18 protein-coding genes are annotated in these 25,714 nt (G+C 59.6%); 12 read left to right on the plus strand and 6 right to left on the minus strand.

The window, feature by feature from the left end:
• Window positions 1–90: 90 nt before the first annotated feature.
• The 3 genes from IC37_RS01005 to IC37_RS01015 form a co-directional block, all read right to left on the minus strand.
• Complete coding sequence (locus IC37_RS01005) at window positions 91–3,759, minus strand: translocation/assembly module TamB domain-containing protein (protein WP_030130897.1); 3,669 nt, start codon at window positions 3,757–3,759, stop codon at window positions 91–93.
• Window positions 3,756–5,483: an autotransporter assembly complex family protein gene (locus IC37_RS01010; protein ID WP_030130896.1), complete on the minus strand. Its 1,728-nt coding sequence runs from the start codon at window positions 5,481–5,483 to the stop codon at window positions 3,756–3,758. The genes IC37_RS01005 and IC37_RS01010 overlap by 4 nt, the downstream gene beginning before the upstream one ends.
• A gap of 64 nt (window positions 5,484–5,547) precedes the next feature.
• The gene (locus tag IC37_RS01015) at window positions 5,548–6,198 is read right to left on the minus strand and encodes an N-acetyltransferase (protein ID WP_030130895.1); all 651 of its coding nucleotides are present in this window, start codon (window positions 6,196–6,198) and stop codon (window positions 5,548–5,550) included.
• 315 nt (window positions 6,199–6,513) lie between these two features.
• Here IC37_RS01015 and xthA point away from each other — a divergent pair, with 315 nt between their 5' ends.
• Both xthA and IC37_RS01025 read left to right on the plus strand, forming a co-directional pair.
• Window positions 6,514–7,326, plus strand: coding sequence for an exodeoxyribonuclease III (gene xthA, locus IC37_RS01020; protein WP_030130894.1), 813 nt, complete (start codon window positions 6,514–6,516; stop codon window positions 7,324–7,326).
• Between the two features lie 190 nt (window positions 7,327–7,516).
• Window positions 7,517–8,857, plus strand: coding sequence for a substrate-binding domain-containing protein (locus IC37_RS01025; RefSeq protein ID WP_030130893.1), 1,341 nt, complete (start codon window positions 7,517–7,519; stop codon window positions 8,855–8,857).
• A gap of 132 nt (window positions 8,858–8,989) precedes the next feature.
• Here IC37_RS01025 and IC37_RS01030 read toward each other — a convergent pair whose 3' ends face one another.
• On the minus strand, window positions 8,990–10,219 hold the full coding sequence (locus IC37_RS01030) for an acyl-CoA dehydrogenase (RefSeq protein ID WP_030130892.1): 1,230 nt from the start codon (window positions 10,217–10,219) through the stop codon (window positions 8,990–8,992).
• Between the two features lie 169 nt (window positions 10,220–10,388).
• Here IC37_RS01030 and IC37_RS01035 point away from each other — a divergent pair, with 169 nt between their 5' ends.
• From IC37_RS01035 to IC37_RS01045, 3 genes are all read left to right on the plus strand, one after another.
• A complete protein-coding gene (locus IC37_RS01035; protein ID WP_030130891.1) occupies window positions 10,389–11,318 on the plus strand; it encodes a LysR family transcriptional regulator in 930 nt (309 codons plus the stop codon).
• Window positions 11,319–11,514: 196 nt separating this feature from the next.
• Window positions 11,515–11,916, plus strand: a complete 402-nt coding sequence (locus IC37_RS01040) for a MerR family DNA-binding transcriptional regulator (RefSeq protein ID WP_030130890.1) — start codon at window positions 11,515–11,517, stop codon at window positions 11,914–11,916.
• 175 nt (window positions 11,917–12,091) lie between these two features.
• Window positions 12,092–12,991: a hydroxymethylglutaryl-CoA lyase gene (locus tag IC37_RS01045; protein ID WP_030130889.1), complete on the plus strand. Its 900-nt coding sequence runs from the start codon at window positions 12,092–12,094 to the stop codon at window positions 12,989–12,991.
• A 676-nt stretch (window positions 12,992–13,667) separates the two neighbouring features.
• Here IC37_RS01045 and IC37_RS01050 read toward each other — a convergent pair.
• On the minus strand, window positions 13,668–15,365 hold the full coding sequence (locus tag IC37_RS01050) for an AMP-binding protein (RefSeq protein WP_030130888.1): 1,698 nt from the start codon (window positions 15,363–15,365) through the stop codon (window positions 13,668–13,670).
• A gap of 280 nt (window positions 15,366–15,645) precedes the next feature.
• Between IC37_RS01050 and IC37_RS01055 the strand changes: the two genes are divergently transcribed.
• The 4 genes from IC37_RS01055 to IC37_RS01070 all read left to right on the plus strand — a co-directional run bounded on the left by IC37_RS01055 (window position 15,646) and on the right by IC37_RS01070 (window position 21,315).
• Window positions 15,646–16,809 (plus strand): isovaleryl-CoA dehydrogenase, encoded by a 1,164-nt coding sequence (locus IC37_RS01055; protein ID WP_030130887.1) that lies wholly within the window; start codon window positions 15,646–15,648, stop codon window positions 16,807–16,809.
• A 12-nt stretch (window positions 16,810–16,821) separates the two neighbouring features.
• A complete protein-coding gene (locus tag IC37_RS01060; RefSeq protein ID WP_008014290.1) occupies window positions 16,822–18,429 on the plus strand; it encodes a carboxyl transferase domain-containing protein in 1,608 nt (535 codons plus the stop codon).
• Between the two features lie 115 nt (window positions 18,430–18,544).
• Window positions 18,545–19,360 carry a gamma-carboxygeranoyl-CoA hydratase gene (locus tag IC37_RS01065; protein WP_030130886.1) on the plus strand — a complete coding sequence of 272 codons (816 nt, stop codon included), beginning with the start codon at window positions 18,545–18,547 and terminating at the stop codon, window positions 19,358–19,360.
• A complete protein-coding gene (locus IC37_RS01070) occupies window positions 19,360–21,315 on the plus strand; it encodes an acetyl/propionyl/methylcrotonyl-CoA carboxylase subunit alpha (protein ID WP_030130885.1) in 1,956 nt (651 codons plus the stop codon). The genes IC37_RS01065 and IC37_RS01070 overlap by 1 nt, the downstream gene beginning before the upstream one ends.
• 39 nt (window positions 21,316–21,354) lie before the next feature.
• On the opposite strand, the gene IC37_RS01075 is transcribed toward IC37_RS01070, so the two are convergent.
• A complete protein-coding gene (locus IC37_RS01075; RefSeq protein WP_030130884.1) occupies window positions 21,355–22,020 on the minus strand; it encodes a LexA family transcriptional regulator in 666 nt (221 codons plus the stop codon).
• A 130-nt stretch (window positions 22,021–22,150) separates the two neighbouring features.
• On the opposite strand from IC37_RS01075, the gene IC37_RS01080 reads away from it, so the two are divergent.
• From IC37_RS01080 to IC37_RS01095, 3 genes are all read left to right on the plus strand, one after another.
• A complete protein-coding gene (locus IC37_RS01080; protein WP_030130883.1) occupies window positions 22,151–22,492 on the plus strand; it encodes a DUF6124 family protein in 342 nt (113 codons plus the stop codon).
• A gap of 485 nt (window positions 22,493–22,977) precedes the next feature.
• The gene (locus IC37_RS01085) at window positions 22,978–24,129 is read left to right on the plus strand and encodes a M14-type cytosolic carboxypeptidase (protein ID WP_030130882.1); all 1,152 of its coding nucleotides are present in this window, start codon (window positions 22,978–22,980) and stop codon (window positions 24,127–24,129) included.
• Between the two features lie 209 nt (window positions 24,130–24,338).
• On the plus strand, window positions 24,339–25,643 hold the full coding sequence (locus tag IC37_RS01095; RefSeq protein WP_030130880.1) for a leucine-rich repeat-containing protein kinase family protein: 1,305 nt from the start codon (window positions 24,339–24,341) through the stop codon (window positions 25,641–25,643).
• Window positions 25,644–25,714: the final 71 nt, after the last annotated feature.

The following is a 25,714-nucleotide window of genomic DNA, read 5'->3' on the forward strand; positions in this document are numbered from 1 at the left end:
CACTTGACCGAGTTGTCTGGGCGAACGCGGTTAAATGTGGGAGCGGGCTTGCTCGCGAAGGCAGCGACCCGGTTTTGGAGGGGACGGTGTTTAGAAATCCCGCTTGTAGAAGATGTCCAGCGAACTGGCCACGCCGCTGGCGGCTTCGAGGTAGACCTTTTTGCTCAGTTTGTAGCGCAAGGCAATGGTGTTGGCCGGCTCGAACACCCCGACGCCATAACGCAGGCTGAGCTTCTCGGTGATGTTGCCACTGGCGACCACGCTGGTCGTCTCGCCGCTGCCTTGGGTATCGAGCTGGAAGTCCTGAATGCCCAAATTCTTGGCCAAGCCGCTGGTCACCCCGGAACTGCCCATCAAACCCAACCCGAGGGCGGCTTGGGCAAGCATGTTGTTGTCTTCACCGGTGGTACTCAGCGGACGTCCCAGCACCAGATAGGACAACGCCTGCTCCTGACTCATCGCCGGTTCCGAAAAAATCTGCGTGGTCGGCTGCTCGGCGCTGCCGCTCAGGCGAATGCCGGCGATGACGTCGTCGGTCTGGCGAATCGCTTCGATGTCGAGGTACGGCTGATCGATCGGCCCCGCAAACAACAAGCGCGCCCGGCGCACCGTCAGTCGCTGGCCATAGGCGCGATAACGCCCGTCGTTGAGCCAGAGCTCGCCACGGGTATCCATGTTGTCGCCGATATGCACCTGGCCTTGCAGGTTGGCGGTCAGGCCGAAGCCGGCAAAGCTGAGTTTGTCCTGCCCCACCACCACATCGATGTCCATCGCCATGGCCATCGGCGGTTTGCCCTCTTCGGTCTGCTGACCGACGATCACCGTGTCATCGGAGACCTTGACCGTGGACGGCGGCAGCTCGCGCACGATGATCTCGCCCTTGGGCACCAGCACTTTGCCGACGATTGCCAGTTTGTCGTCCTTCATGGAAATCTTCAGGTCCGGCGCGACTTCCAGCGCGGCGTAGGGTTCGACAGTGACCGGCAACTGCGAGCCCTTGAGCGCCAGATCCACGACCAGCGCCTGGCCCCAGGCAATGTTGCCATTGAGACTGCCCTGCCCGGTCTTGCCGCTTTTCCAACCGCCGTTCAGTTGCACGGTTTCGCCGGCAATCACGGCTTGAAGTTGCAAGGCTTCGAGCGCCATCGGCAGTTCAGACCCGGAGATTTCACCGTCGCGCAGCTCAAGGTTGCCATTGACCAGCGGCGCCAGCAGTCCGCCGGACAATGTGCCGCTGCCGCTCAAATGCCCGGTGAGTTTCTCGACCATCGGCACAAATGGCCGCGCCACCGACAAGTCCAGACCACTGAGGCGGAATGAACCGGTCAGCGGTTTGTTCTTCGGCAGCGGGTTGATCTGCGCCTGAACCATCAGTTCACCGAGCTTGCCGCCGACAAAGTTGAGGTCGGTGTCGATGCGTTTTGGCGTGAGTTTGCTGGTGAGTTTCAGGGTCTGGTACGGGAAATCCAGCCATTGCTCCTTCTCACGCATACGCAAGGTGCCGCCACTGGCGTCGATGCTGATCTGGCCGTTCGGGCCGTTGGCCGGCAAGTCCAGTTGCAGGTCGGCGTTGAGCTTGCCCTTCCAGGCAAAATCCTTCGGCAACCATTGCGCCAAACTGTCGATCGGGAATTGCTTGAGGTGGTAACGCAGCTTCGGCTCGGGCATCAAGCGCTGGTCTTCGCCACACAGGCTGGCCGGGCCGGACATCCAGCAATGGGCGCCAAAGTTGATTTTGCCGTCCGCCAGTCGCTCGAGCTTCGCCGGATTTTGCAGTTTCCAGTCCTGACCGCCGGCCTGGATATCGCCACTGGCCAGACGCCCGCGCCAATTGCCCTTGTCCAGCGTGCCGTCGAGACCGAGCGCCAGTTTCAGCTTCGGTCCTTGCAGGTCGAGGGCGAGTTTCTGGTTTTTGATGTCGCCCTGACCACTGGCGGTCAACGTGCCCAGTGACGTGTCACCGGTCTGAATGCCACTGCCCTTGAGGTCGATCTTCGCCCGCTGGATGCTGTCGAGGGTGGCGTCCAGATTGAGGCTTCGCAGGCGATTGTCTTCGAACGCCAGTTGCGTGCCTTGCAGGCCGAGCTTGCCTTGTGGCGCTTTGAGCGTGCCGGCGACATCAACCCGGCCATTGAGCTGACCGCGCAGTTGCGGCCAGAGCTGGGCCAGACGCGGCATCTTGATGTCGATCCGGCCAGCGAGTTTCTGTTGCAGGCTGCCCTGGCCGTTGATGCTGTTGTCACCTAGGCGAATCTGCAACGCACTGAGGTTCCATTGCTCGCCGCCGCCATCGGCTTTGGCTTGCAACACCGCCGGTTGCCCGCGCAGCTTGCCTTTCAGGTCCAGGTCGGCGGTCAGGCTGAGTTTTTCATTCTTCATCTCGCCTTTGCTGCGCAAGGGGCCGGCCAAGGTGCCTGGCAACTCCGCGAGCCAGTACGCCGGGTTGATTGCCGAGAGGTCCAGCGCCGTATCCCAGGCGATACCGTCGGCAAACTGCAGATTCAGGTGCCCTTCGGCCTTGCCCTGCCCGGCTTCGAGTTTGAATTGCGGCAGGTGGATTTTGGTCAGATCGCCGCTGAACGGGCTGTTCAGACTGAACGCCCCGGCCGGGCCATCCAGTGCGGCTTTGAAGTTACCGATGTAGTTGCCGTCGGTGTAGGAGACTTCACCGTTGAAGCTGCGCAGCGCCACTTGCGGCTCGTCGATCAGCGGATAGAGACGGTGCCACGGGAAATCCAGCCAATCGATTTTCGCTTCAGCACTCAGACCTTTGCTCCAGTCCACTTGCCCGGTGAGTTTGAGGCTTTGTTTGTCGTTGGCCGTCAGGTCAAGGCCGGCGATCTGCGCGCCCTTGGCGTCGACCTTGCCTCGCAGCAACAGCGCAACCGGGCCTTGCTCGGCAGGCAACGTGGCTTTGCCGAGCAACTGGTAACCGTTTTTCAGGTCGCCGTCGCCGGTGAGTTCCAGTTGATTGAGTTGCAGGGTGTCCGGTAGATCGGCGCTAGGTTTGAAGCCATCTGCGGTGATGCGCACTTTGGCCGGCAGGTTTTCCACCAGCGGTTGCAGCTCGCCGGTGAGTTGCCCGTTCAGGTAGCCGCTGCTGTCAGCTTTCAGGTTCAGGGTTTTCAGCAGATCGCCGTCGACCTTCAGGGCCAGTGCCCAGGGTTCGGGGGCCGGCAGGGTCAATTTGCCCTCGGCTTTGAGCGGCCAGTTGCCGGTGGGTTGCAATAGACCAGAAAGATTCAGGCTCAGTTCGTCACGCTGTAATTTCACCGAGTCGATCTGCAAGCCATTGACCGTCCAATGCGCTGCCAGTTGCAGCCCCTTGAACTCTTCACTGCCGTTGAACAGCAGACGGCCGATTTTGACGTCGCCCAATTCGATGGCCAGCGGCAGTTTCAAATCCGGCAGACTGATCGGGCCACTGCTTTGCTCTTCCACGCCCGGCGGAAACTGCAGGCTGACCTGCTCGGCCTGCAGTTGCTCGATGCACAGCGTCATGCGTGTCAAACACAACGGCGACCAGGCGAAAATCGCTTTGCTCAGCTCAACCCGACTGCTGTCCTGCTGCCACACCAGATGATCGGCGCTCCACCGCCCACCCAAACGGCCCTGGAAATTCTCCACAGTCAAACCCGGCACAAACCCGAGCGCCCAACGACTGCCCGTCGGAGTACCCAGCACGGTGACCAGTGTCAGCACGATCAGCATCAGCAGCGCCGGAATCGCCAGCAGCGTTATTTTCAAACCACGCTTCACAGCTCAGGCCCCATGGAAAAGTGCAGTCGAATGCCGCCGTCGTCGTCCATCGCGTGGGCCAGGTCGAGGCGAATCGGCCCCACCGGCGAGACCCAACGTACGCCGATACCGACACCGGTCTTGAGATTCGGCAATTCAAGTGTGTTGAAGGAGTTGCCCTGGTCGATGAAGGTAGCGACCCGCCATTTTTCGGCGACGGAGTATTGATACTCGACGCTGCCGGCCACCATGTAGCGGCCACCGATACGGTCGCCATCGGAGTTTTCCGGGGACAGGCTCTGGTAGTCGTAACCGCGCACGCTCTGATCGCCACCGGCGAAGAAGCGCAAGGACGGTGGCACCGATTTATAGCCGTTGGTGGCGCTGCCGCCGACCTGCACCCGACCGAGCAAACGGTGTTTGTCGAAGACCGTGGTCAGGCCTTTGACCAGCGCCGTGCCGTAGATCAGGTTGGTGTCCGAACCCAAACCTTCCTTGGCGACTTTGGTTTCGAATTGCAGGCGATAACCATTGTGCGGGTCGATGCGGTTGTCGCTTTTCAGATACGAATAGCTGACACCCGGCATCAGCAAAGTACTCAGGCCAGAGTCGTCGCCGAGTCTGTATTCCTCGCGCTGCCACTTGAGCGATACCACCCGCTGCCAGCCGCTGGGCAATTTGCTGTGCCACTCGGGGCCGACGGTGAGCAACTTGCTCAGGCTGTCCTTATCGGCGATCTCTTCACTCTGATAGCCACCGGCAAAGCGCAGTTTGTCGGTCAATGGTGGATCCAGCGGAACGTCGTAAAACAGCCCGACGTTCTGCCTTGGCGCCGAAATTTCGGTCTCCCAGCCATAACTGTGCCCCTGAGGGTTAACCCAATGGCGGGTCCAGTTGGCTTTGGCCCGTGGGCCGACGTCGGTGGAAAACCCCAGGCCGAGCCCCATGGTCCGTGGCTTGCGGGTTTCCAGTTTGACCGCCACCGGGATCACGTCGTCCTTGGACGCGGTCGGCGCTGCGTCCACGCGCACGCCTTCGAAGTAACCGCTCGATTGCAGCGCCTGATTGAGTTCGGCGATCAGTTCGGAGTCATAGGGTGCACCGGCCTTGAACGGCACCATGCGTTGCAGCAGGTCTTCGTCGAACGGCGTGTCACCTTCAAAACTGACCTTGCCCAGCGCATAGCGCGGGCCGCTGTCGTAGATCAATTCGATGTCGGCGACGCCGGCCCGCGGGTCCACCAACAGTTTCTGACGGGTGAAGCGCCCACTGAAAAAGCCGTAGCGCGAGGCCTGGTTCTGGATCAACCGCTTGGCATCTTCGTAACGGCCATGGTTAAGCACTGCGCCGGGTTTCAACAGGTCGCTTTTCGGTACACGAAAGGATTTGAACGAGGCCGCCGGGCCGTCGATGCGTACCGTAACGTTGCGCAAATGGATCGGCTCGCCCGGATCGATGTTCAGCACCAGGCGCGGCGTCTTGCCGCCCTTCACGTCGCTTTCGATTTGCGGCTGGTAATAGCCCAAGGCCTGGGCGGCCTTGCGCGCCTGTTCTTCGGCGCCACGACTGAAGCGCAGCAAGGCTTCTTCATCGCGATCGCCGAGGCTACCGATATAGCCTTCTATATTGGCTTTTAGTTCATCGTTGGACGGTTTGATCCGCACATCCAATTCACTTTGCGCCAGTGCCGCGTAGCTGGAGATCAGCATCAGCACGCCACTGGTAAATCTTCCGGAAAACTTCATAGCGCGGATGCTATCACGAGCGTGGGAGCCTGATAGAGCCTGACCTGCCGCGAAAGTTCTCCCTTCACGCCGTTGCTGTTTGTAACACCTGCGGGTTGGCGTGGAAAAACACGTGCTCACGAATCGGTCCTACGGCCACTTCGCCGATTTCCTCGTAGCCCTGACGCTTATAGAACTCCAGATAACGAGGATTCCCGGTGTCGAGGATCACGCCCTGTGAGTGCTCATCGACCGCGCACCAGTTGTGCACCGCTTGCAGCAATTGTTCGCCAAAGTGTTTGCCTTGAAATTGTGGGTGAATACCCAGCAACGGCAGGACATGCACCGAATCGGACGGCACGCACGCCATCACGGCGGCGTGGTAATCGAGGTAGCGTCGGGTACAGCGAAACCCGGTGCTGAGCACCATCCGCAGGCGCCAGGCCCAGCTTTCGGTGATGCCCAGGCGGCGTTGCGGCGGTGCGATCAGGGCGATGCCGATCAAACGGTCATTCACCAGCAGGCCGATGGCTGGCAAATCCTGAAGAAAGTGTTGCTTTACCAGTTCGCGCACCGTCGCCCTTACTCGTTGTTCATAACCGGGGCGTTCGGCTTCGAACAGGTAGCCGAACGTCGGCTCGTGCCGGTACGCCTGGTACAGCAGGGAGCGTGCTTCGCGGGAATAGCCACTGTCGAGCATGTGGATATCGGCGATGGTGGTGGAGGTTTCGGGCATGACGGTAGATCTCCCCTGGGCGCGGCTCAAAAATGGCGGCGCTCTTATTGTTCCGAGCGTGTTGGCGCTGGCACAGTTCCTGACTGATCCGAAATCGGCGCTGATGCTTAAGCCGCTTTCGCGAGCAAGCCCGCTCCCACAAGGTATAGACCACGATGCTTGCGGCGACATCAATCTATGTGGGAGCGGGCTTGCTCGCGAAGGCGTCTTCACTGCCAACAAATGTCTGACAGAACACAACGAATCCCCTCACCCCAAGGCTGGCCCCATTCCTACATGTCAGCTAGCATCGCACTTTTGCCAGGACTGCCGACCATGAAGATCGTCTCCTTCAACATCAACGGGCTGCGCGCTCGCCCGCATCAGCTGGCGGCGCTGATTGAGAAACATCAGCCGGACGTGATCGGCCTGCAGGAAACCAAGGTCCACGACGACCAGTTCCCCCTCGCCGAGGTTCAGGCGCTGGGTTATCACGTGCATTTCCATGGGCAAAAAGGCCACTACGGCGTGGCCCTGCTCTCGCGCAAGGAACCGATCGCGTTGTACAAGGGTTTCACCACTGACGAAGAAGACGCTCAGCGGCGCTTCATATGGGGCACTTTCGCCGACGCCAATGGCGTGCCGGTGACCATCATGAACGGCTATTTCCCACAAGGCGAAAGCCGCGATCACCCCACAAAGTTCCCTGCCAAGGAACGCTTCTACAGCGATCTGCAGCAGTTGCTGGAAAACCAGTTCAGCAACGCCCAGCCGATTGTGGTGATGGGCGATGTGAACATTTCCCCGGAAGATTGCGACATCGGCATCGGCCCGGACAACATGAAACGCTGGCTGAAAACCGGCAAATGCAGCTTCCTGCCCGAAGAACGCGAATGGATGGCCCGCCTGAAGAATTGGGGTCTGGTGGACAGTTTCCGTCACCTGAACCCGGACGTTGCCGACCGTTTCAGCTGGTTCGACTACCGCAGCCGTGGGTTTGAAGATAACCCCAAGCGCGGGTTGCGGATTGACCTGATCATGGCGTCCCATGGGTTGTTGCCGCGAGTGAAGGATGCCGGCGTGGATTACGATCTGCGCGGGATGGAAAAACCTTCCGATCACGCGCCGATCTGGCTTGAGTTGAGCTGATCCTACAACATCTACACAAAGCTGATGTGGGAGCGGGCTTGCTCGCGAAGGCGCTGGGTCAGTCGACATCAATGTTGAATGATTGACCGCCTTCGCGAGCAAGCCCGCTCCCACATTTGGTAACTGTCATCGTTCAGAAACCTTACTGACTTATTCTCCCGGCACTTTCCCAGGCTTATAAGGTGCCGGCATGACGCTGCGCGTGTTGTTTCTGTCGATGCTCGCCGCCCTGCTGCCATTAACGGTGTCGGCCGGCGACTTGCCGATACCTGAACATGGCCCGGTCCTGCGCATCCAGGGCTCCAACACCATTGGGGCGGCATTGGGCCCGGCGCTGGTCGAGGGATTGATGCGTGAACAGGGCCTGCTCAAGGTTCACCGCGATACCCCGGACAAAGCCAACGAACAACGCATCGTTGGCGAAACCGTTCATGGGCGTCGAGTCGAGGTGGAGGTCGCGGCCCACGGTTCCAGCACCGGATTCAAAGCCCTGAAAAACGCCGCTGCCGATCTCGCGGCCTCGTCGCGCCCGATCAAGGACAGCGAACGGCTGGATCTCGAACCGCTGGGCGACCTGAAAAGCCCGATTGCCGAGCAAGTCATCGCAATCGATGGGCTGGCAATCATCCTTCATCCGCATAATCCGCTGAAGCGACTCAACACCGTACAACTGGCGCGGATCTTCAGCGGCGAAGCGAAAACCTGGGAAGAACTCGGTGGCATCGGTGGGGCGATTCATCTCTACGCCCGGGATGATCAATCGGGCACCTATGACACGTTCAAGGAACTGGTCCTCAGCCCGCGTGGGAAAACCCTGAGCGAAAACGCGAAACGCTTCGAATCCAGCGAGCAATTGTCCGACGCGGTCAGTCTGGACCCGCAAGGCATCGGCTTCATCGGTTTGCCTTACGTGCGCCAGGCCAAAGCCGTGGCCATTGTCGATGGCGACTCCCAGGCCATGCTGCCGCTCACTAGCCTGATCGCGACGGAAGATTACCCTCTGTCCCGTCGGCTGTTCTTTTATCTACCGCCAAATGGGAAAAATCCCTGGGCCAAGGCCTTGGTGAAGTTTGCCCAAAGCAGCAAAGGCCAGGCGATCGTCGCGGCCAATGGTTTTATCGCACAAACCGTTCAGGCCATGGCCGTCACGCCGAATGCGCTGATGCCCGAGGGTTATCAGGCACTCAGCCGTCATGCCCAGCGGCTGACGGTGAATTTCCGTTTCGAAGAAGGCAGCGCAACGCTGGACAACAAGGCCCGACAGGACCTGTCACGGGTGCTCGACTATATAAAGCAGCACGACAAAACCAATCGGCAGGTGACGCTGGTAGGGTTTGGCGACGCCAAGAGCGACCCCGCTCGGGCTGACCTGCTGTCGAAACTGCGGGCGATGGCGGTACGGCGAGAGCTGGTGAAAAGCGGCGTGGTGTTTCGCGAGATTCGCGGTTTCGGCGCCGAGATGCCGGTGGCGACCAACAGCGGGGATGAGGGGCGGATCAAGAATCGGCGGGTTGAGGTTTGGGTGTATTGAACCAGACACCCTCGCGGTGAAAGGTCTGACGCATTCGCGAGCAAGCCCGCTCCCACAGGTGACCGAGTTCTCTCAAGGGAATGCGGTCAAATGTGGGAGCGGGCTTGCTCGCGAATGGCAGGCGCCTCGGTGCTACTGACCGCTACGCATCATCTCTTTAGGCACGTACTTGCCGATCTCGAACTTGCCGATCGCCGCGCGGTGCACTTCGTCCGGGCCGTCGGCCAGGCGCAGGGTGCGTTGCATGGCGTACATGTAGGCCAGCGGGAAGTCGTTGGAAACCCCTGCCCCGCCATGGATCTGGATCGCTCGATCGATCACCCGCAATGCCACGTTCGGTGCGACGACTTTGATCTGCGCGATCTCGCTTTTCGCCACCTTGTTGCCGACGGTGTCCATCATGTACGCCGCTTTCAACGTCAGCAGGCGCGCCATGTCGATCTCCATCCGCGAGTCGGCGATTTTGTCGATGTTGCCGCCCAGACGCGCCAGGGGTTTGCCGAACGCAGTGCGGTTGACCGCACGTTTGCACATCAGCTCCAACGCACGCTCGGCCATGCCGATCGAACGCATGCAGTGGTGAATCCGGCCTGGGCCGAGGCGACCCTGAGCAATTTCGAAGCCGCGTCCTTCACCCAACAGGACGTTTTCGTACGGCACCCGGACGTTTTCGAACAGCACTTCGGCGTGGCCATGAGGCGCGTCGTCATAACCGAACACCGGCAGCGGACGCACAATCTTCACGCCCGGGGTATCCACCGGCACCAGTATCATCGAGTGCTGCGCATGGCGCGGTGCATCTGGATTGCTCAGCCCCATGAAGATCAAAATTTTGCAGCGCGGATCGCAGGCTCCTGAGGTCCACCATTTCTTGCCGTTGATCACCCATTCGTCGCCATCACGCACGGCGCGGGCGGCCATGTTGGTGGCGTCGGACGAGGCCACGTCCGGTTCGGTCATGGCGAACGCCGAGCGGATCTCGCCGCGCAACAACGGTTCGAGCCAGCGTTGCTTCTGTTCTTCGTTGGCGTAACGCACCAGCACTTCCATGTTGCCGGTGTCCGGCGCGGAGCAGTTGAACGGTTCAGGACCCAATAGCGAGCGGCCCATGATTTCCGCCAGCGGCGCATATTCGAGGTTGGTCAGGCCGGCGCCGAGTTCGGACTCAGGCAGAAACAAATTCCACAGGCCTTCAGCCTTGGCCTTGAGTTTGAGTTCTTCCATGATCGCTGTTGGCTGCCAGCGATCGCCCTCGGCGACCTGGCGTTCGAACACCGCTTCAGCGGGATAAACGTAGGTGTCCATGAACGCGGTCACGCGCTCACGCAGTTCTTGCACTTTGGGCGAATAAGCGAAATCCATGGGCAGCTACCTTCTTACTTAAGGGAGGTTGTTCAGGGCATGCAATCGATGCTAGAACAGCGTTGATAATTTACCTAGCCTATTCTCGGCGTGTATTAACATTCATCACCGATATATGATCGACTGATAGAGCCACCTTCCTAAAACAAGAAGCAGAGAGCGCAGCGCAATGAATCTGAGCAAGGTCGACCTCAACCTTTTCATCGTCTTCGACGCGATCTACACCGAAGCCAACCTGACTCGCGCCGGGCAAATTGTCGGCATTACTCAACCGGCAGTCTCGAACGCTCTGGCCCGCCTGCGCGAGACCTTCAACGATCCGCTTTTCGTGCGTACCGCCCAAGGCATGGTGCCCACGCCAATGGCGCAGAACATCATTGGCCCCGTGCGCAATGCCCTCTCCTTGCTGCGCGTGTCGGTGCAGGAAAGTCGCATCTTCAACCCGTTGCAGGCGGTCAAGACCTACCGCATCAGCATGACCGACCTCACTGAAGCGGTGATCCTGCCGCCGTTGTTCCAGCGCCTGCGACGCCTGGCGCCGACGGTGATCATCGAAAGTTTCCTGTCCAAACGTCGCGAGACCACCAAGGAATTGGCCGCCGGTCGTCTCGATTTCGCGGTGGATGCGCCACTCAACACTGACCCGCAGGTGCGTCACGTCAAGCTAATGGAGGACCGTTACGTGTGCGCCATGCGCAAGGGCCATCCACTGGCAGGCAAAGACAAATTCACCCTCGACGATTACCTGTCACTGACCCATATCCATATCTCCAGTCGCCGCAGCGGTTTGGGCTATGTCGATTTGGCCCTGGGCAAAATGGGCATCCAGCGCAAGATCGCCCTGCGCTCCCAGCATTACCTGATGGCGTCCCAGGTGTTGCAGCAGACCGACATGGTCATGACCGTGCCGGAACGCTTCGCCCGTCGCCATGACTTGTACTCGGTGAACCTGCCGGTCAAAGAGGTTCCGCCGGTGGAAACCCACCTCTACTGGCACGAAAGCACCGACCAGGACCCGGCCAACCGCTGGATGCGCGAACAGATGATCGAGCTGTGCCAGCAAGTTACGGCGCATGAGAAGAAGCTGGATAAGGTGTAGGGCTTTGGACCGCGTTATCGTTCTTCGCGGGCAAGCCCGCTCCCACATTTGATCGCATTCCCCTGAGAGAACGCGGTCACCTGTGGGAGCGGGCTTGCTCGCGAAGAAGCCGGTGATACCAACGAAGATCCATGCCCCTTGACGTAAACGTCAACCTGCCATTAGCTTAGCGCCATGACCTTTTTCGAGCGCTTCCATGAGCAGCCAGACCTATAGCATTTCCGACCTCGCCCGCGAGCTCGACATCACCACCCGGGCCATTCGCTTTTATGAAGAACAAGGCCTGCTCAGCCCCGAGCGCCGCGGCCAGGAACGGATTTATTCGCCCCGTGACAAGGTCAGCCTGAAGCTGATCCTGCGGGGCAAGCGCATTGGTTTTTCCCTGGCCGAATGCCGCGAGCTGATCGAGCTCTATGACCCTTCCAGCGGTAACACCAAGCAACTGCACAGCATGCTGGCGAAAATCGCCGAGCGTCGGGAACAACTCGAACAGCAACTGCTAGACATCGAACAGATGAAACTGGAACTCGACACGGCTGAAGAGCGCTGCACCCAGGCGCTGGAACAGACGATCAAGAGCCAGCAGGCCATCCAATAATCGTACGACGATTCAGTGTGGGAGCGGCGGTGCGGCGATCCGACTTGCTCGCGAAAGCGGTCTGTTATTCAACACTGATGTTGGCTGACCCGACGCCTTCGCGAGCAAGTCGGATCGCCGCACCGCCGCTCCCACAGTAGATCGTCGCTCGCCCACTACTACAGGTGAATCCTCCATGTCCCTACCCACCCACGTACGCCTGGTCGAAGTCGGCCCCCGCGACGGCCTGCAAAACGAAGCCCAACCCATCAGCGTCGCGGACAAGGTGCAACTGGTCGACGCGCTGACCGCCGCAGGCCTGGGCTATATAGAAGTCGGCAGTTTCGTCTCGCCCAAATGGGTGCCACAAATGGCCGGTTCCGCCGAGGTCTTCGCGCAAATCCAGCGCAAGCCGGGCGTAACCTACGGCGCCCTCGCCCCCAACTTGCGGGGCTTTGAAGATGCCATCGCTGCCGGGGTCAAGGAAGTCGCCGTGTTCGCCGCAGCGTCCGAATCGTTTTCCCGGCGCAACATCAATTGCTCGATCAGCGAGAGCCTGGAGCGCTTCGTACCGATCATGGACGCCGCCAAACAACACGGCGTCAGCGTGCGCGGTTACGTGTCCTGCGTGCTGGGCTGCCCTTATGAAGGTGACATTGCACCGGAACAAGTCGCCCGGGTTGCTCGCGAGCTTTATGCGATGGGCTGCTACGAGGTTTCGCTGGGGGACACCATCGGCACCGGCACCGCTGGCGCGACCCGCAAGATGTTCGAAGTGGTGTCGGCCGACGTACCACGTGAAAAACTGGCCGGGCACTTTCACGATACCTATGGCCAGGCCATGGCCAACATCTACGCCAGCCTGCTCGAAGGCATCGCGGTGTTCGACAGCTCCATCGCCGGCCTCGGCGGCTGCCCATACGCCAAGGGCGCCAGCGGTAATGTCGCGACCGAAGACGTGGTTTACCTGCTCAACGGCCTGGGCATCGAGACCGGCATCGACCTGGACGCCTTGATTCGGGCCGGCCAACAGATTTGCTCGGTGCTGGGGCGCCCTACCGGTTCGCGCGTGGCCAAGGCCCGCAGCGCACAGTGACAGCGTGGATGTGTCCAGGTGTTACCGCGTGTTCTGACATGTGGGCGGAAACGAGTAACACGGAAACAAATTGTCGGGTTTGGGTCGGATGAGAAATCTCACGAAAAGCTCAAATCATTGAATTTAAAGGGTTTTTAAAAGTTGGCACGGCTCCTGCTATCTCTATGGCATAACAAGAATAAAAACTGCAAACCAATAAAAATAAGACGTAACGACTCTGACATAACAAGAACAACACGGCAGAGACGCAGCTAACAGATTTTTTTGGAGAGGATGTGCTTTTCAGGGTGCTTTTCGAAGTAACCCGCAACCGGGCAGAGAACAATAAAACTACCTTCAGGTAGCTCCCGAACTGGTTGGATCGCTTAGCGAAAAAGCAGATCAGCGCTCAAAAAAATACGTTTGCTCTTGATCCCGGATGGGGATCGACAAAAACAGCGGTAAAGGGCCACGGTTGCCAAAAACAACAACAGACCGCCCCTCAATAATAAAAAAAGAGCACGTAACGACAAAATTAAAGGGGAGCTTCGGCTCCCCTTTGTGCTTTCTTGCCTTCCGGTTTTTCTCGATCCAAATGTGGGAGCGGGCTTGCTCGCGAATGTGGTGTGTCAGTCAATACTGATGGTGACTGATCCACCGCTTTCGCGAGCAAGCCCGCTCCCACATTGGTTACGTGTCAGTCTTTGTTGATGCGCAGCTCCTCAATGCTGATCTCACGCATCCGAAACTTCTGGATCTTGCCGGTCACCGTCATCGGAAACTCCTCGACGAACTTGAAGTAACGCGGCGTCTTGAAGTGTGCGATGCGCTCCTTGCACCAGGTTTGCAGCTCCTGCTCGGTGGCGCTGTGACCGGGGTGGAATTTGATCCAGGCGACGATCTCTTCACCATAACGGGAACAAGGAATGCCGATCACCTGCACGTCGGCTACCGCCGGATGGGTGAAGAAGAACTCTTCCAGCTCCCTTGGATAAACATTCTCACCGCCGCGGATGATCATGTCCTTGTTACGCCCGGCGATGCACACGTAGCCTTCGTCGTTCATGCTCGCCAGATCGCCGGTGTGCATCCAGCCCGCCTCATCGATAGCCTCAGCGGTGCCTTGCGGGTTATTCCAGTAGCCGAGCATCACGCTGTAACCCCGAGTGCACAACTCACCGATGGTGCCGCGTGGCACCAGGTTGCCCGCTTCGTCGATGATTTTGCTTTCCAGTTGCGGCTGGGTGCGGCCAACGGTGGTGACACGCAATTCCAGCTCGTCTGACGGACCGGTCTGCAAAGACACAGGGCTGGTTTCCGTCATGCCGTAGGCAATTTGCACTTCGCTCATGTGCATTTCGTTGATAACCCGGCGCATCACCTCGATCGGACAGGTCGCCCCGGCCATGATCCCGGTGCGCAGGCTCGACAAATCAAATTCGGCGCGCTTGGGCTGATCGAGCATGGCGATGAACATGGTCGGCACGCCGTAAAGCGCGGTGGCTTTTTCTTCGGCGACGGTGCTCAGCGTCAGCAATGGATCGAAAGCGTCGTTGGGGTAAATCATGGTGCTGGCGTGGGTGACGCAGCCGAGATTGCCCATGACCATGCCGAAGCAGTGATACAGCGGCACCGGAATCACCAGTCGATCATTGGCTGTCAGCCCTAGGCTTTCGCCGACCATGTAACCGTTGTTGAGAATGTTGTAGTGGCTGAGGGTCGCGCCCTTGGGGAAACCCGTGGTACCGGAGGTGTACTGGATGTTTACCGCCTGGTCGAAATGCAAGCTGTCCTGGCGTTCGCGCAATTGCTCGACCGACACGCTGGCCGCCAGATCGGTCAGCTGCGACCACGGCAGGAAACCCGATGGCGGCTGCGCATCCAGGCTGATCACCCCGCGCAGTTCCGGCAGTCGTTCGCTCTGCAACTGGCCGATGGATTGCTCCGCCAGTTCCGGTACCAATCCTTGCAACATGGCGTGATAGTCGGAGGTCTTGAAAGCCCCGGCACAGACCAGCCATTGGCAACCGGACTGCTTCAACACGTATTCGAGTTCGGAACTGCGGTAAGCCGGATTGATGTTGACCAGGATCACGCCGATTTTCGCGCTGGCGAACTGGCTGATGCACCACTGGGCACAATTCGGCGCCCAGATGCCGAGCCGGTCACCGGTCTGCAAGCCCAGCGCCAAAAATGCTTTGGCGTGCAGGTCGACGGCCTCTGACAGCTGCTGCCAGGTGTAGCGCAGCTGTTGATGGCGCACGACCAACGCCTCCCCGTTCGGGTATTGCGCGACCGTGTTATCGAACGCCTGACCGATGGTCATCGCCAGCAAGGCTTTGTCCTGGGAACCACGGGTATAGCTGCGCTGTGGGCTTGCACTGGGTTGATCCATGATGACCCTATTGTCTTTATTAGTGGGTTTACCGACGGCACTCTGTGGGAGCGGGCTTGCTCGCGAAAGCGGTGGATCAGTCGACTTCAATGTTGAATGACAAACCGCTTTCGCGAGCAAGCCCGCTCCCACAGGTCTTTCAGAACTGGCTCTACTCTCGCTCAAGTTGACGTTAACGTAAAGGGTGATTGACAGCCATTCGTCACAGGCTTACGTTAACGTAAAGGTGAGAATCGAATCACTGCTCTCCCCACCCTACAAAAAAGCCAAAAGGTGCCCCATGAGCTACCCATCCCTGAACTTTGCCCTCGGTGAAACCATCGACATGCTGCGCGATCAGGTTCAGTCCTTCGTCGCCAAAGAGATCGCCCCGCGCGCCGCTCAGATCGACATCGACAACCTGTTCCCGGCCGACCTGTGGTGCAAATTCGGCGACATGGGCCTGCTGGGTATCACCGTGCCGGAAGAGTACGGCGGTGCTGGCCTGGGTTACCTGGCGCACGTCGTCGCCATGGAAGAAATCAGCCGTGGTTCGGCCTCGGTCGCCCTGTCCTACGGCGCCCACTCCAACCTCTGCGTCAACCAGATCAACCGCAACGGTACACACGAACAGAAAAGCAAATACCTGCCGAAGCTGATCAGCGGCGAGCACATCGGCGCCTTGGCCATGAGCGAACCGAATGCCGGTTCCGACGTAGTGTCGATGAAACTGCGCGCCGACAAACGCGGTGATCACTACGTGCTCAACGGCAGCAAAACCTGGATCACCAACGGCCCCGACGCCAACACCTACGTGATCTACGCCAAGACCGACCTGGAAAAAGGCCCGCACGGCATCACCGCCTTCATCGTCGAGCGCGACTCCAAAGGCTTCAGCCGCAGCAACAAGTTCGACAAGCTCGGCATGCGCGGTTCCAACACCTGCGAGCTGTTCTTCGATGACGTCGAAGTGCCGGAAGAAAACATCCTCGGCGTGCTCAACGGCGGCGTGAAAGTGCTGATGAGCGGCCTCGACTACGAACGCGTGGTGCTCTCGGGCGGCCCGACCGGGATCATGCAAGCCTGCATGGACCTGATCGTTCCTTACATCCACGACCGCAAACAGTTCGGCCAGAGCATCGGCGAATTCCAGTTGATCCAGGGCAAAGTCGCCGACATGTACACCCAACTCAATGCCAGCCGTGCCTACCTTTATGCGGTGGCCCAGGCGTGCGAGCGCGGCGAAACAGCCCGCAAGGACGCCGCCGGCGTCATCCTCTACAGCGCCGAATGCGCGACCCGAATGGCCCTCGACGCGATCCAGATTCTCGGCGGCAACGGCTACATCAACGAATTCCCGGCCGGTCGTCTGCTGCGTGACGCCAAGTTGTACGAAATCGGCGCCGGCACCAGCGAGATCCGCCGCATGTTGATCGGTCGCGAACTGTTCAACGAAACCCGCTAAACGGAGCTGCACATGGCTATTCTGCATACCCAGCTCAACCCCCGTTCGGCGGAGTTCGCGGCCAACAGCGCGGCGATGCTCAAACAGGTCGACGCCCTGCACACCCTGCTCGCGCAAGTGCAGCAAGGTGGCGGCCCGAAGGCTCAAGAGCGCCACACCTCGCGAGGCAAACTGCTGCCGCGTGAACGGATCAATCGCCTGCTCGATCCGGGCTCGCCGTTTCTGGAAATAAGCCAACTGGCGGCCTACGCGGTGTATGGCGAAGACGTTCCCGCCGCTGGCGTGATTGCCGGTATCGGTCGGGTGGAAGGCGTCGAATGCATGATCGTCGCCAACGATGCCACCGTGAAAGGCGGCTCGTACTATCCGCTGACCGTGAAAAAACACCTGCGCGCACAGACCATCGCCCAGCAAAATCGCCTGCCCTGCATTTATCTGGTGGACTCCGGCGGTGCCAACTTGCCGCGTCAGGATGAAGTGTTCCCGGACCGCGAACACTTCGGGCGGATCTTCTTCAACCAGGCCAACATGAGCGCCATGGGCATTCCGCAGATTGCGGTGGTCATGGGCTCGTGCACCGCCGGTGGCGCTTATGTACCAGCGATGGCCGATGAAGCGATCATGGTCCGTCAACAGGCGACGATTTTCCTTGCCGGCCCACCGCTGGTGAAAGCCGCAACGGGTGAAGTGGTCAGCGCCGAAGACCTCGGCGGGGCCGATGTGCACTGCAAGATTTCCGGTGTCGCCGACCACTATGCCGAGAGCGATGAACACGCCCTCGCATTGGCCCGTCGCAGCGTCGCCAACCTCAATTGGCGCAAGCTCGGTGAACTGCAACAACGCACGCCGATCGCGCCGCTGTACAGCAGCGACGAGTTATACGGCGTGGTGTCGGCGGATGCCAAGCAACCCTTCGACGTGCGCGAAGTGATCGCGCGCCTGGTGGACGGCTCGGTGTTCGATGAGTTCAAGGCGTTGTTCGGAACTACGCTGGTGTGCGGCTTTGCCCATCTGCACGGTTACCCGATCGCGATCCTCGCCAACAACGGCATCCTGTTCGCCGAAGCCGCGCAGAAAGGCGCGCACTTCATCGAACTGGCCTGCCAGCGCGGCATCCCATTGCTGTTCCTGCAAAACATCACCGGCTTCATGGTCGGCCAGAAATACGAGGCCGGCGGCATCGCCAAGCATGGCGCGAAACTGGTGACCGCCGTGGCCTGTGCCAAGGTGCCGAAATTCACTGTGATCATCGGCGGCAGCTTCGGCGCCGGTAACTACGGCATGTGCGGTCGGGCCTACGATCCACGCTTCCTGTGGATGTGGCCGAACGCGCGGATTGGCGTGATGGGTGCCGAACAGGCGGCGGGCGTGCTGGTGCAGGTCAAGCGTGAGCAAGCGGAGCGCAGTGGCCATGGTTTCAGCGCCGAGCAGGAAGCCGAGATCAAGCAACCGATCCTCGATCAATACGAAGAACAGGGGCATCCCTATTATTCCAGCGCCCGGCTGTGGGACGACGGCGTCATCGACCCGGCGCAGACCCGCGACGTGTTGGCCCTGGCCTTGTCGGCGTCGCTGAACGCGCCAATCGAACCGAGCCGCTTCGGCGTGTTCCGGATGTGATTTTCTGTGGGAGCGGGCTTGCTCGCGAAGGATTCACCGCGGTTTACCTGATGCACCGCGCTATCGTTCTTCGCGAGCAAGCCCGCTCCCACATGAGTTGTGGAGACGGACAAACATGAGCGACTTCAACACCCTCGAACTGCTGAGCGATCCAAGGGGTTTTGCGACCTTGTGGCTCAGCCGTGAAGAAAAGAACAACGCCTTCAACGCCGAGATGATCCGCGAACTGATCCTCGCCCTGGACAAGGTGTCGAGCGATACCAGCCTGCGTTTTCTGCTGATCCGTGGGCGCGGCAAGCATTTCAGCGCCGGTGCCGATCTGGCCTGGATGCAGCAATCGGCCGAACTCGATTACCACACCAACCTCGACGACGCGCGGGAACTGGCGGAGTTGATGTACAACCTCGCCAAGCTGAAAATCCCGACCGTGGCAGTGGTGCAAGGCGCGGCCTATGGCGGCGCCCTGGGCCTGATCAGTTGCTGCGACATGGCCATCGGTGCCGACGACGCGCAGTTCTGCCTGTCGGAAGTGCGCATCGGCCTCGCGCCGGCGGTCATCAGCCCGTTCGTGGTGCAAGCCATCGGCGAGCGCGCGGCACGGCGCTATGCCTTGACCGCCGAACGTTTCGGCGGGCAGCGGGCTCGGGAAATCGGCCTGTTGTCGGAGAGCTACCCGATGGCTGAACTGGAGCAGAAAGTCGATCAGTGGATCGATAACCTGCTGCTCAACAGCCCGGCGGCCATGCGCGCCAGCAAGGATTTGCTACGTGAAGTCGGCCACGGCGCGCTGACCCCGGCGCTGCGGCGCTACACCGAGAACGCCATCGCCCGGATCCGCGTCAGTCCCGAAGGCCAGGAAGGCCTGCGCGCCTTTCTGCAAAAACGTCCGCCGAACTGGCAAGCCGAAACCACCCTCAAGGAGCCGCGTTGATGAGCGCATCTGTTCTCACCACCCTGTTGGTGGCCAACCGCGGCGAAATCGCTTGCCGGGTGATGCGCACCGCCAAAGCTCTGGGCCTGACCACCGTGGCCGTGCACAGCGCCACCGATCGTGACGCCCGGCACAGCCGAGAAGCCGATATCCGCGTCGACCTGGGTGGCAGCAAAGCCGCCGACAGTTACCTGCAAATCGACAAACTGATCGCCGCCGCGAAAGCCAGCGGCGCTCAGGCGATTCATCCCGGTTATGGTTTTCTCTCGGAAAACGCCGGGTTCGCCCGCGCAATCGAAGCGGCCGGTCTGATCTTCCTCGGCCCGCCCGCCTCGGCCATTGACGCCATGGGCAGCAAGTCCGCGGCCAAAGCCTTGATGGAAACCGCAGGCGTGCCACTGGTGCCCGGCTATCACGGTGAAGCCCAGGACCTCGACACCTTCCGCGACGCCTGCGAACGCATCGGTTATCCGGTGCTGCTCAAGGCCACGGCGGGCGGTGGCGGCAAAGGTATGAAAGTGGTCGAGGAGGTCAGCCAACTGGCCGAAGCCCTGGCCTCGGCGCAACGTGAAGCGCAGTCCTCGTTCGGCGACTCGCGGATGTTGGTGGAAAAGTACCTGCTCAAGCCACGCCACGTGGAAATCCAGGTATTCGCCGACCAGCATGGCAACTGTCTGTACCTCAATGAGCGTGATTGCTCGATTCAGCGTCGGCATCAGAAAGTCGTCGAAGAGGCACCGGCTCCGGGGCTGAGCCCGGAACTGCGTCGGGCCATGGGCGAAGCCGCCGTGCGCTCGGCACAGGCCATCGGTTACGTCGGCGCCGGCACCGTGGAGTTTTTGCTGGATGCACGCGGTGAATTCTTCTTCATGGAGATGAACACGCGCCTGCAAGTCGAGCACCCGGTCACCGAAGCCATCACCGGCCTTGACCTGGTGGCCTGGCAGATTCGCGTGGCCCGCGGTGAAGCGTTGCCGATGACTCAAGACCAGGTGCCGCTGATCGGCCATGCCATCGAAGTTCGGTTGTATGCCGAAGACCCGGGCCATGATTTCCTGCCGGCCACCGGGCGTCTGGCGTTGTACCGCGAATCAGCCGAAGGGCCGGGGCGTCGCGTGGACAGTGGCGTTGAAGAAGGCGACGAGATTTCGCCCTTCTACGACCCAATGCTCGGCAAGCTGATTGCCTGGGGCGAAGACCGTGAACAGGCGCGGCTGCGCTTGCTAAGCATGCTTGATGAGTTTGCCATTGGCGGACTGAAGACCAACATCAACTTCCTGCGCCGAATCATCGGCCACCCGGCGTTTGCCGCGGCCGAACTGGATACCGGGTTCATACCGCGTTATCAGGAACAACTGTTGCCAGAGCCTTCGCCGCTCAGTGACGAATTCTGGCAAGCGGCGGCCCAGGCGTTTGCGCAAAGCCAGCCGACTGTTTCGCGCGCCGATGACCCGAGTTCACCTTGGGCCATTAACAACGGTTTGCGTGCCGGACTGCCGACAGAAATCACCCTGCATTTGAATTGCGAGGGGCAAGACCGGGCACTGACCCTGGGCGATGCCGACGCTCATACCGCACAGCTCAAGGGTGAATACCTGCTGACCGAACACAACGGCTTGCGCCGCCAGCATCGGGCAATCCGCCGTGGCGATACGCTGTATCTGCAATGGGACGGTGAGCTGCGCCGCATCGAGGCGTATGACCCGATCAGTGCCGTCGAAGCCAGTCACAGCCATCAGGGCGGACTCACCGCGCCCATGAACGGCAGCATCGTGCGAGTGCTGGTGGAGGCCGGGCAAACGGTCGAAGCCGGCGCGCAACTGGTGGTGCTGGAAGCGATGAAAATGGAGCACAGCATTCGCGCGCCTCACGCTGGGATTATCAAGGCGCTGTATTGTCAGGAAGGCGAGATGGTCAGCGAAGGCAGTGCTTTAGTGGAGTTGGAACAAACATGAAATGAAGATCGGTCCTACGCGTTGCGAGGACCGATCTGATTAGAATTTGGCAGTCGCCTGAACCACCACGCCGATGATTCGGCATTCTTCGGTGTAAAGGGCTTTCGGATAGGTCGGATTGAGCGGGACCAGGTAACGCTGCCCGCCCTCTTCGATCAGTTTGCGAAAAACCGCCTCGGCGCTGCCGGGCCATTGGGCGATCACCAGTTTGCCAGGCTCCGGCACGATGGCCGGGTCCACCAGAATCAACATGTCCGCGGCAATGCTCACCCCCGTGGGCGCGGTCATCGCATCGCCGACCACCACCAGCCAGAACGCTGCGCCCTGTGCATGGTAATCGGACAGTTCGAAGCGCGGTTTGCTGACAGCCGATGAAGCGCCGTAGGTCAATAACTCCCCGTCGCGCACCTCCCCGGTTTCCCGCCAGTCACTGACCGGGTAGCGAAAGTACGGGTTGTACTTTTGCGCCAGAGAGATCTCTTCATCCTGTGAGATCTGCGGTTCCCTGATCACCATCGCAACTTCCAGATAGTCCATCCCCAGCGCCTGCAAGACACGGTTCATCTCTTGGATGCGGGGCTGACGACGTTTGTTCAGCCAATGGCCGACGCCGCCCTGGGACATTCCGATGCGCTCGGCGAGTATTTCTTGAGTGACTTTGAGTTCACTCATTTTGGCCTTGACCAATTCAATCCATTTATCCATGTGCGGCACGATACGTGGGGTACTCCGACCAACAAAACACAAATTGTAGTATTTAAATTAAAGACACAAATACAGTACGTACTAAGCTGAGCTCACGGATTTGAATCTAATCACGGAGCTTGCCATCGTCATGACCATCCCCAGCAATACCCTGCCCGACATGCAATTCGATACCACCCTCAACTCGCCAAAAGGCTCTGCTGCCGCGCAGCGGGCGCTGGACTATTACTTGAAACCAGCTGTGTCAGAAGAGGCCAACGAAGAACGTTTCTTCGATGTGAACCGTAACATCAGCAGCGAAGAGGCACTGGTCCATGCTTCGGATCTGTTGCGATGTGCCGCCGCCACCGCGCATGAATCAGCCAACCAGCTGCAGGGCGCAAGCCGGGATCTGGCGTTTTCGACGGTGCACATGATCGACATGGCCAAGGCGATGGTCGACCGGTCTCTGGAGGGCAATCAGAACGATTGACGAGGAAGCGCTTTGGAGGAAGACAGGAAAAATTTTCCAATCGCGCAGATAAAAACATTTGACTTGCAAATGATAATGATTATTATTGCATCAACTGATCGCGAGATCAGTCGATGGCCCAAGGGACCTTAGGTCGGTCTCCTGGACTATCTCCTCATCAGGCTAATCACGGTTTTTGACCCGGCTTTTTGCCGGGTCTTTTTTTTGCCAGTTATTCTGGCTTTGGCTTCAGGCTAATGAAGTCTGTGGGTGCTGCAAATTCGATTGGCGCGGATGATATCAAATGAATATCTGTTGGCAAGAGAAGCCCGGTAGCATTGGGCCAAACTAACGCAAAATAGCACTTGAGAATCACTCGCGCAGTCTCTAAGCTGCATCGGCGTCAAGGAGGACGCCCCCCCTTTTCAACCCCGCAATTTCCCCCCGGTTTATCTCTCCCTTGCGTGTAAAGTAGCAGCCATAAAAATCATATTCAGGAACTGATTATGGCCGTGGCTAAATCTTCTTTTGACATCAGCGCAAACTTCGACAGCGGCAACATCGACGTGCTGGACATCAGCAATCCTCTGCAAGCGCTACTGGCGATCAAGCCAGACACCCGCAGCCAGCACTTCCAGTGGTTCCATTTCAAGGCCAGTGGTCTGCACGTCGGTCAAGAACATTGGTTTCGTCTGAACAACGCCAGTAAATCCTCATACAACAAAGCCTGGGATGGCTATCAGGCTGTGGCGTCCTATGACCACGTCAACTGGTTCCGGGTGCCGACCATCTTCGAAGGCGACTGCCTGCGTTTCAGCCTCGAAGCCACTGCCACTCATGCCTGGTTCGCCTATTTCGAGCCCTATAGCCGTGGCCGCCATGACTGGCTGATCGAACAGGCACTGACCAAAGCCGGCACCGAACTGCTTGCCACCGGCAAGAGCGTTGAAGGTCGCGACATCCAGTTGTTGCGTAAAGGTTCAGGTGCCGAAAGTCAGCGCAAGGTCTGGATCATCGCCCAGCAACACCCCGGCGAACACATGGCCGAATGGTTCATGGAAGGGGTGATCGAGCGCCTGGAAAAACACGACGACCCAGTGCTGAAAAAACTCCTGGCCAGCGCCGACCTGTACCTGGTGCCGAACATGAACCCGGATGGCGCCTTCCACGGTCATTTACGCACCAACGCCATGGGCCAGGACCTGAACCGCGCCTGGCAAAGCGCCAGCCAGGAAGTCAGCCCCGAAGTGCTGTTCGTTCAGCAGCAGATGGAAAAGTATGGCGTCGACCTGTTCCTCGACATCCATGGCGATGAAGAAATCCCCTACGTGTTCACCGCCGGTTGCGAAGGCAATCCGGGCTATACGCCACGGATCGAAAAGCTCGAAGAGCATTTCCGTAGTCATCTGAAACATCAAACCAAGGATTTCCAGACCAAACACGGCTACACCCGCGACTTGCCCGGCAACGCCAACATGACCCTTGCCTGCAACAGCGTTGGTCAGAAGTTCGACTGCCTGTCGCTGACCCTGGAAATGCCCTTCAAAGACCACAACGACGCACTGAACCCGCTGACCGGCTGGTCCGGCAAACGCTCGAAGCAGTTGGGCAAGGACGTGTTGACAACCATCGCCGACATAGTCGATACCCTGCGCTGATTACTCTTTAAGATCAAAAGATCGCAGTGTAGGAGCTGCCGCAGGCTGCGATCTTTTGATCTTGGGGACACCTTCGATTTTTAAGATCAAAAGATCGCAGCCTGCGGTGCCCGCGAAGGCTGCCTGACAGCCTCCACACCTTTCCCGCTATCATGTCGCCCATTTCCAGGCCCCCAACGCCCTCCTCCTGATCAATAGCGAATCTGCCCATGGATACCCTCGCACAACTGCGCGCCGGCCAACTGTCGGGCATCACCCGTTTGGACTTGTCCTGCGGCCTGACCGAGTTCCCCCGGGAAATCTTCGACCTGGCGGACTCGCTGGAAGTGCTCAATCTCAGCGGCAACGCCTTGCGCAGCCTTCCGGACGACTTGCACCGTTTGACCCGTTTGCGCGTGCTGTTCTGCTCAGACAATCAGTTCACCGAACTGCCCGCTTGCCTTGGCCAGTGCACCGCGCTGACGATGATCGGCTTCAAGGCCAACGCCATCGAAAACGTGCCGGGCGCCGCCCTGCCGCCGCTGTTGCGTTGGCTGATCCTCACCGATAACTGCATCACGAGTCTGCCGACCGAACTGGGTGAACGCCCGCATCTGCAAAAGCTCATGCTCGCCGGCAACCGGTTACAGCATTTGCCCGAGAGCCTGAGCCATTGCCATCAACTCGAACTGATCCGTATCGCCGCCAATCAGCTCACCGAGCTCCCCGAGTGGCTGCTGACCCTACCGTGCCTGACCTGGCTGGCGTACGCCGGTAACCCGCTGGAAACCGAAGCCGATGCCGCCGCCCTCCAAGCTACGGCGAGCATTTCCTGGTCCCAACTGAGCCTGGAGAAAAAGCTCGGCGAAGGCGCGTCGGGGGTTATTCATCAGGCGTTGTGGGAGCAGACGAAACAGGTCGCGGTGAAACTCTACAAAGGCGAAATGACCAGCGATGGCTCGCCGTTGCACGAAATGAACGCCTGCATCACCGCCGGTATCCACCCTAACCTGATCCGGGTCGAGGGCCGAATTGTCGATCACCCGCAGCAAACGGCCGGGTTGGTGATGCAACTGATCGATCCGAGTTACCGCAACCTGGCCGGGCTGCCGAGCCTGACGTCCTGCACCCGCGACGTCTACGCCGACGACACACGGTTCAACGCTGACGTGGCGCTGCGCATCGCCAGTGGCATCGCTTCAGTGGCTGAACATTTGCACCGCCAAGGCATCACTCACGGCGACCTCTATGGTCACAACATCATGTGGAACGAGCACGGTGACTGCCTGTTGGGCGACTTTGGTGCGGCGTCTTTCCATGCCACTTCGGACAGCCTTGAAAGCCGTGCGCTGCAACGGATCGAGGTGCGGGCGTTCGGGGTACTGCTGGGGGAATTGCTGGAGCGGATCGACTCGGGGTTGAGTGATGAAGGGCGTGAGTCGTTAGAGGCATTGCAACAGCGCTGCTGTCAGCCGGATGTGCTGGCGCGACCGGGGTTCAGCGAGGTTGTGCGGGAGTTAGCTGCGTTCAACTAGCGGCAAATATAAAACCTGTGGCGAGGGAGCTTGCTCCCTCGCCACAGGCTAGCCCCCTCGCCACAAGTCAG

Origin of the sequence: Pseudomonas sp. QTF5, from assembly GCF_000512695.2 — a bacterium.
In the GTDB taxonomy this organism is placed as follows: Bacteria; Pseudomonadota; Gammaproteobacteria; order Pseudomonadales; family Pseudomonadaceae; genus Aquipseudomonas.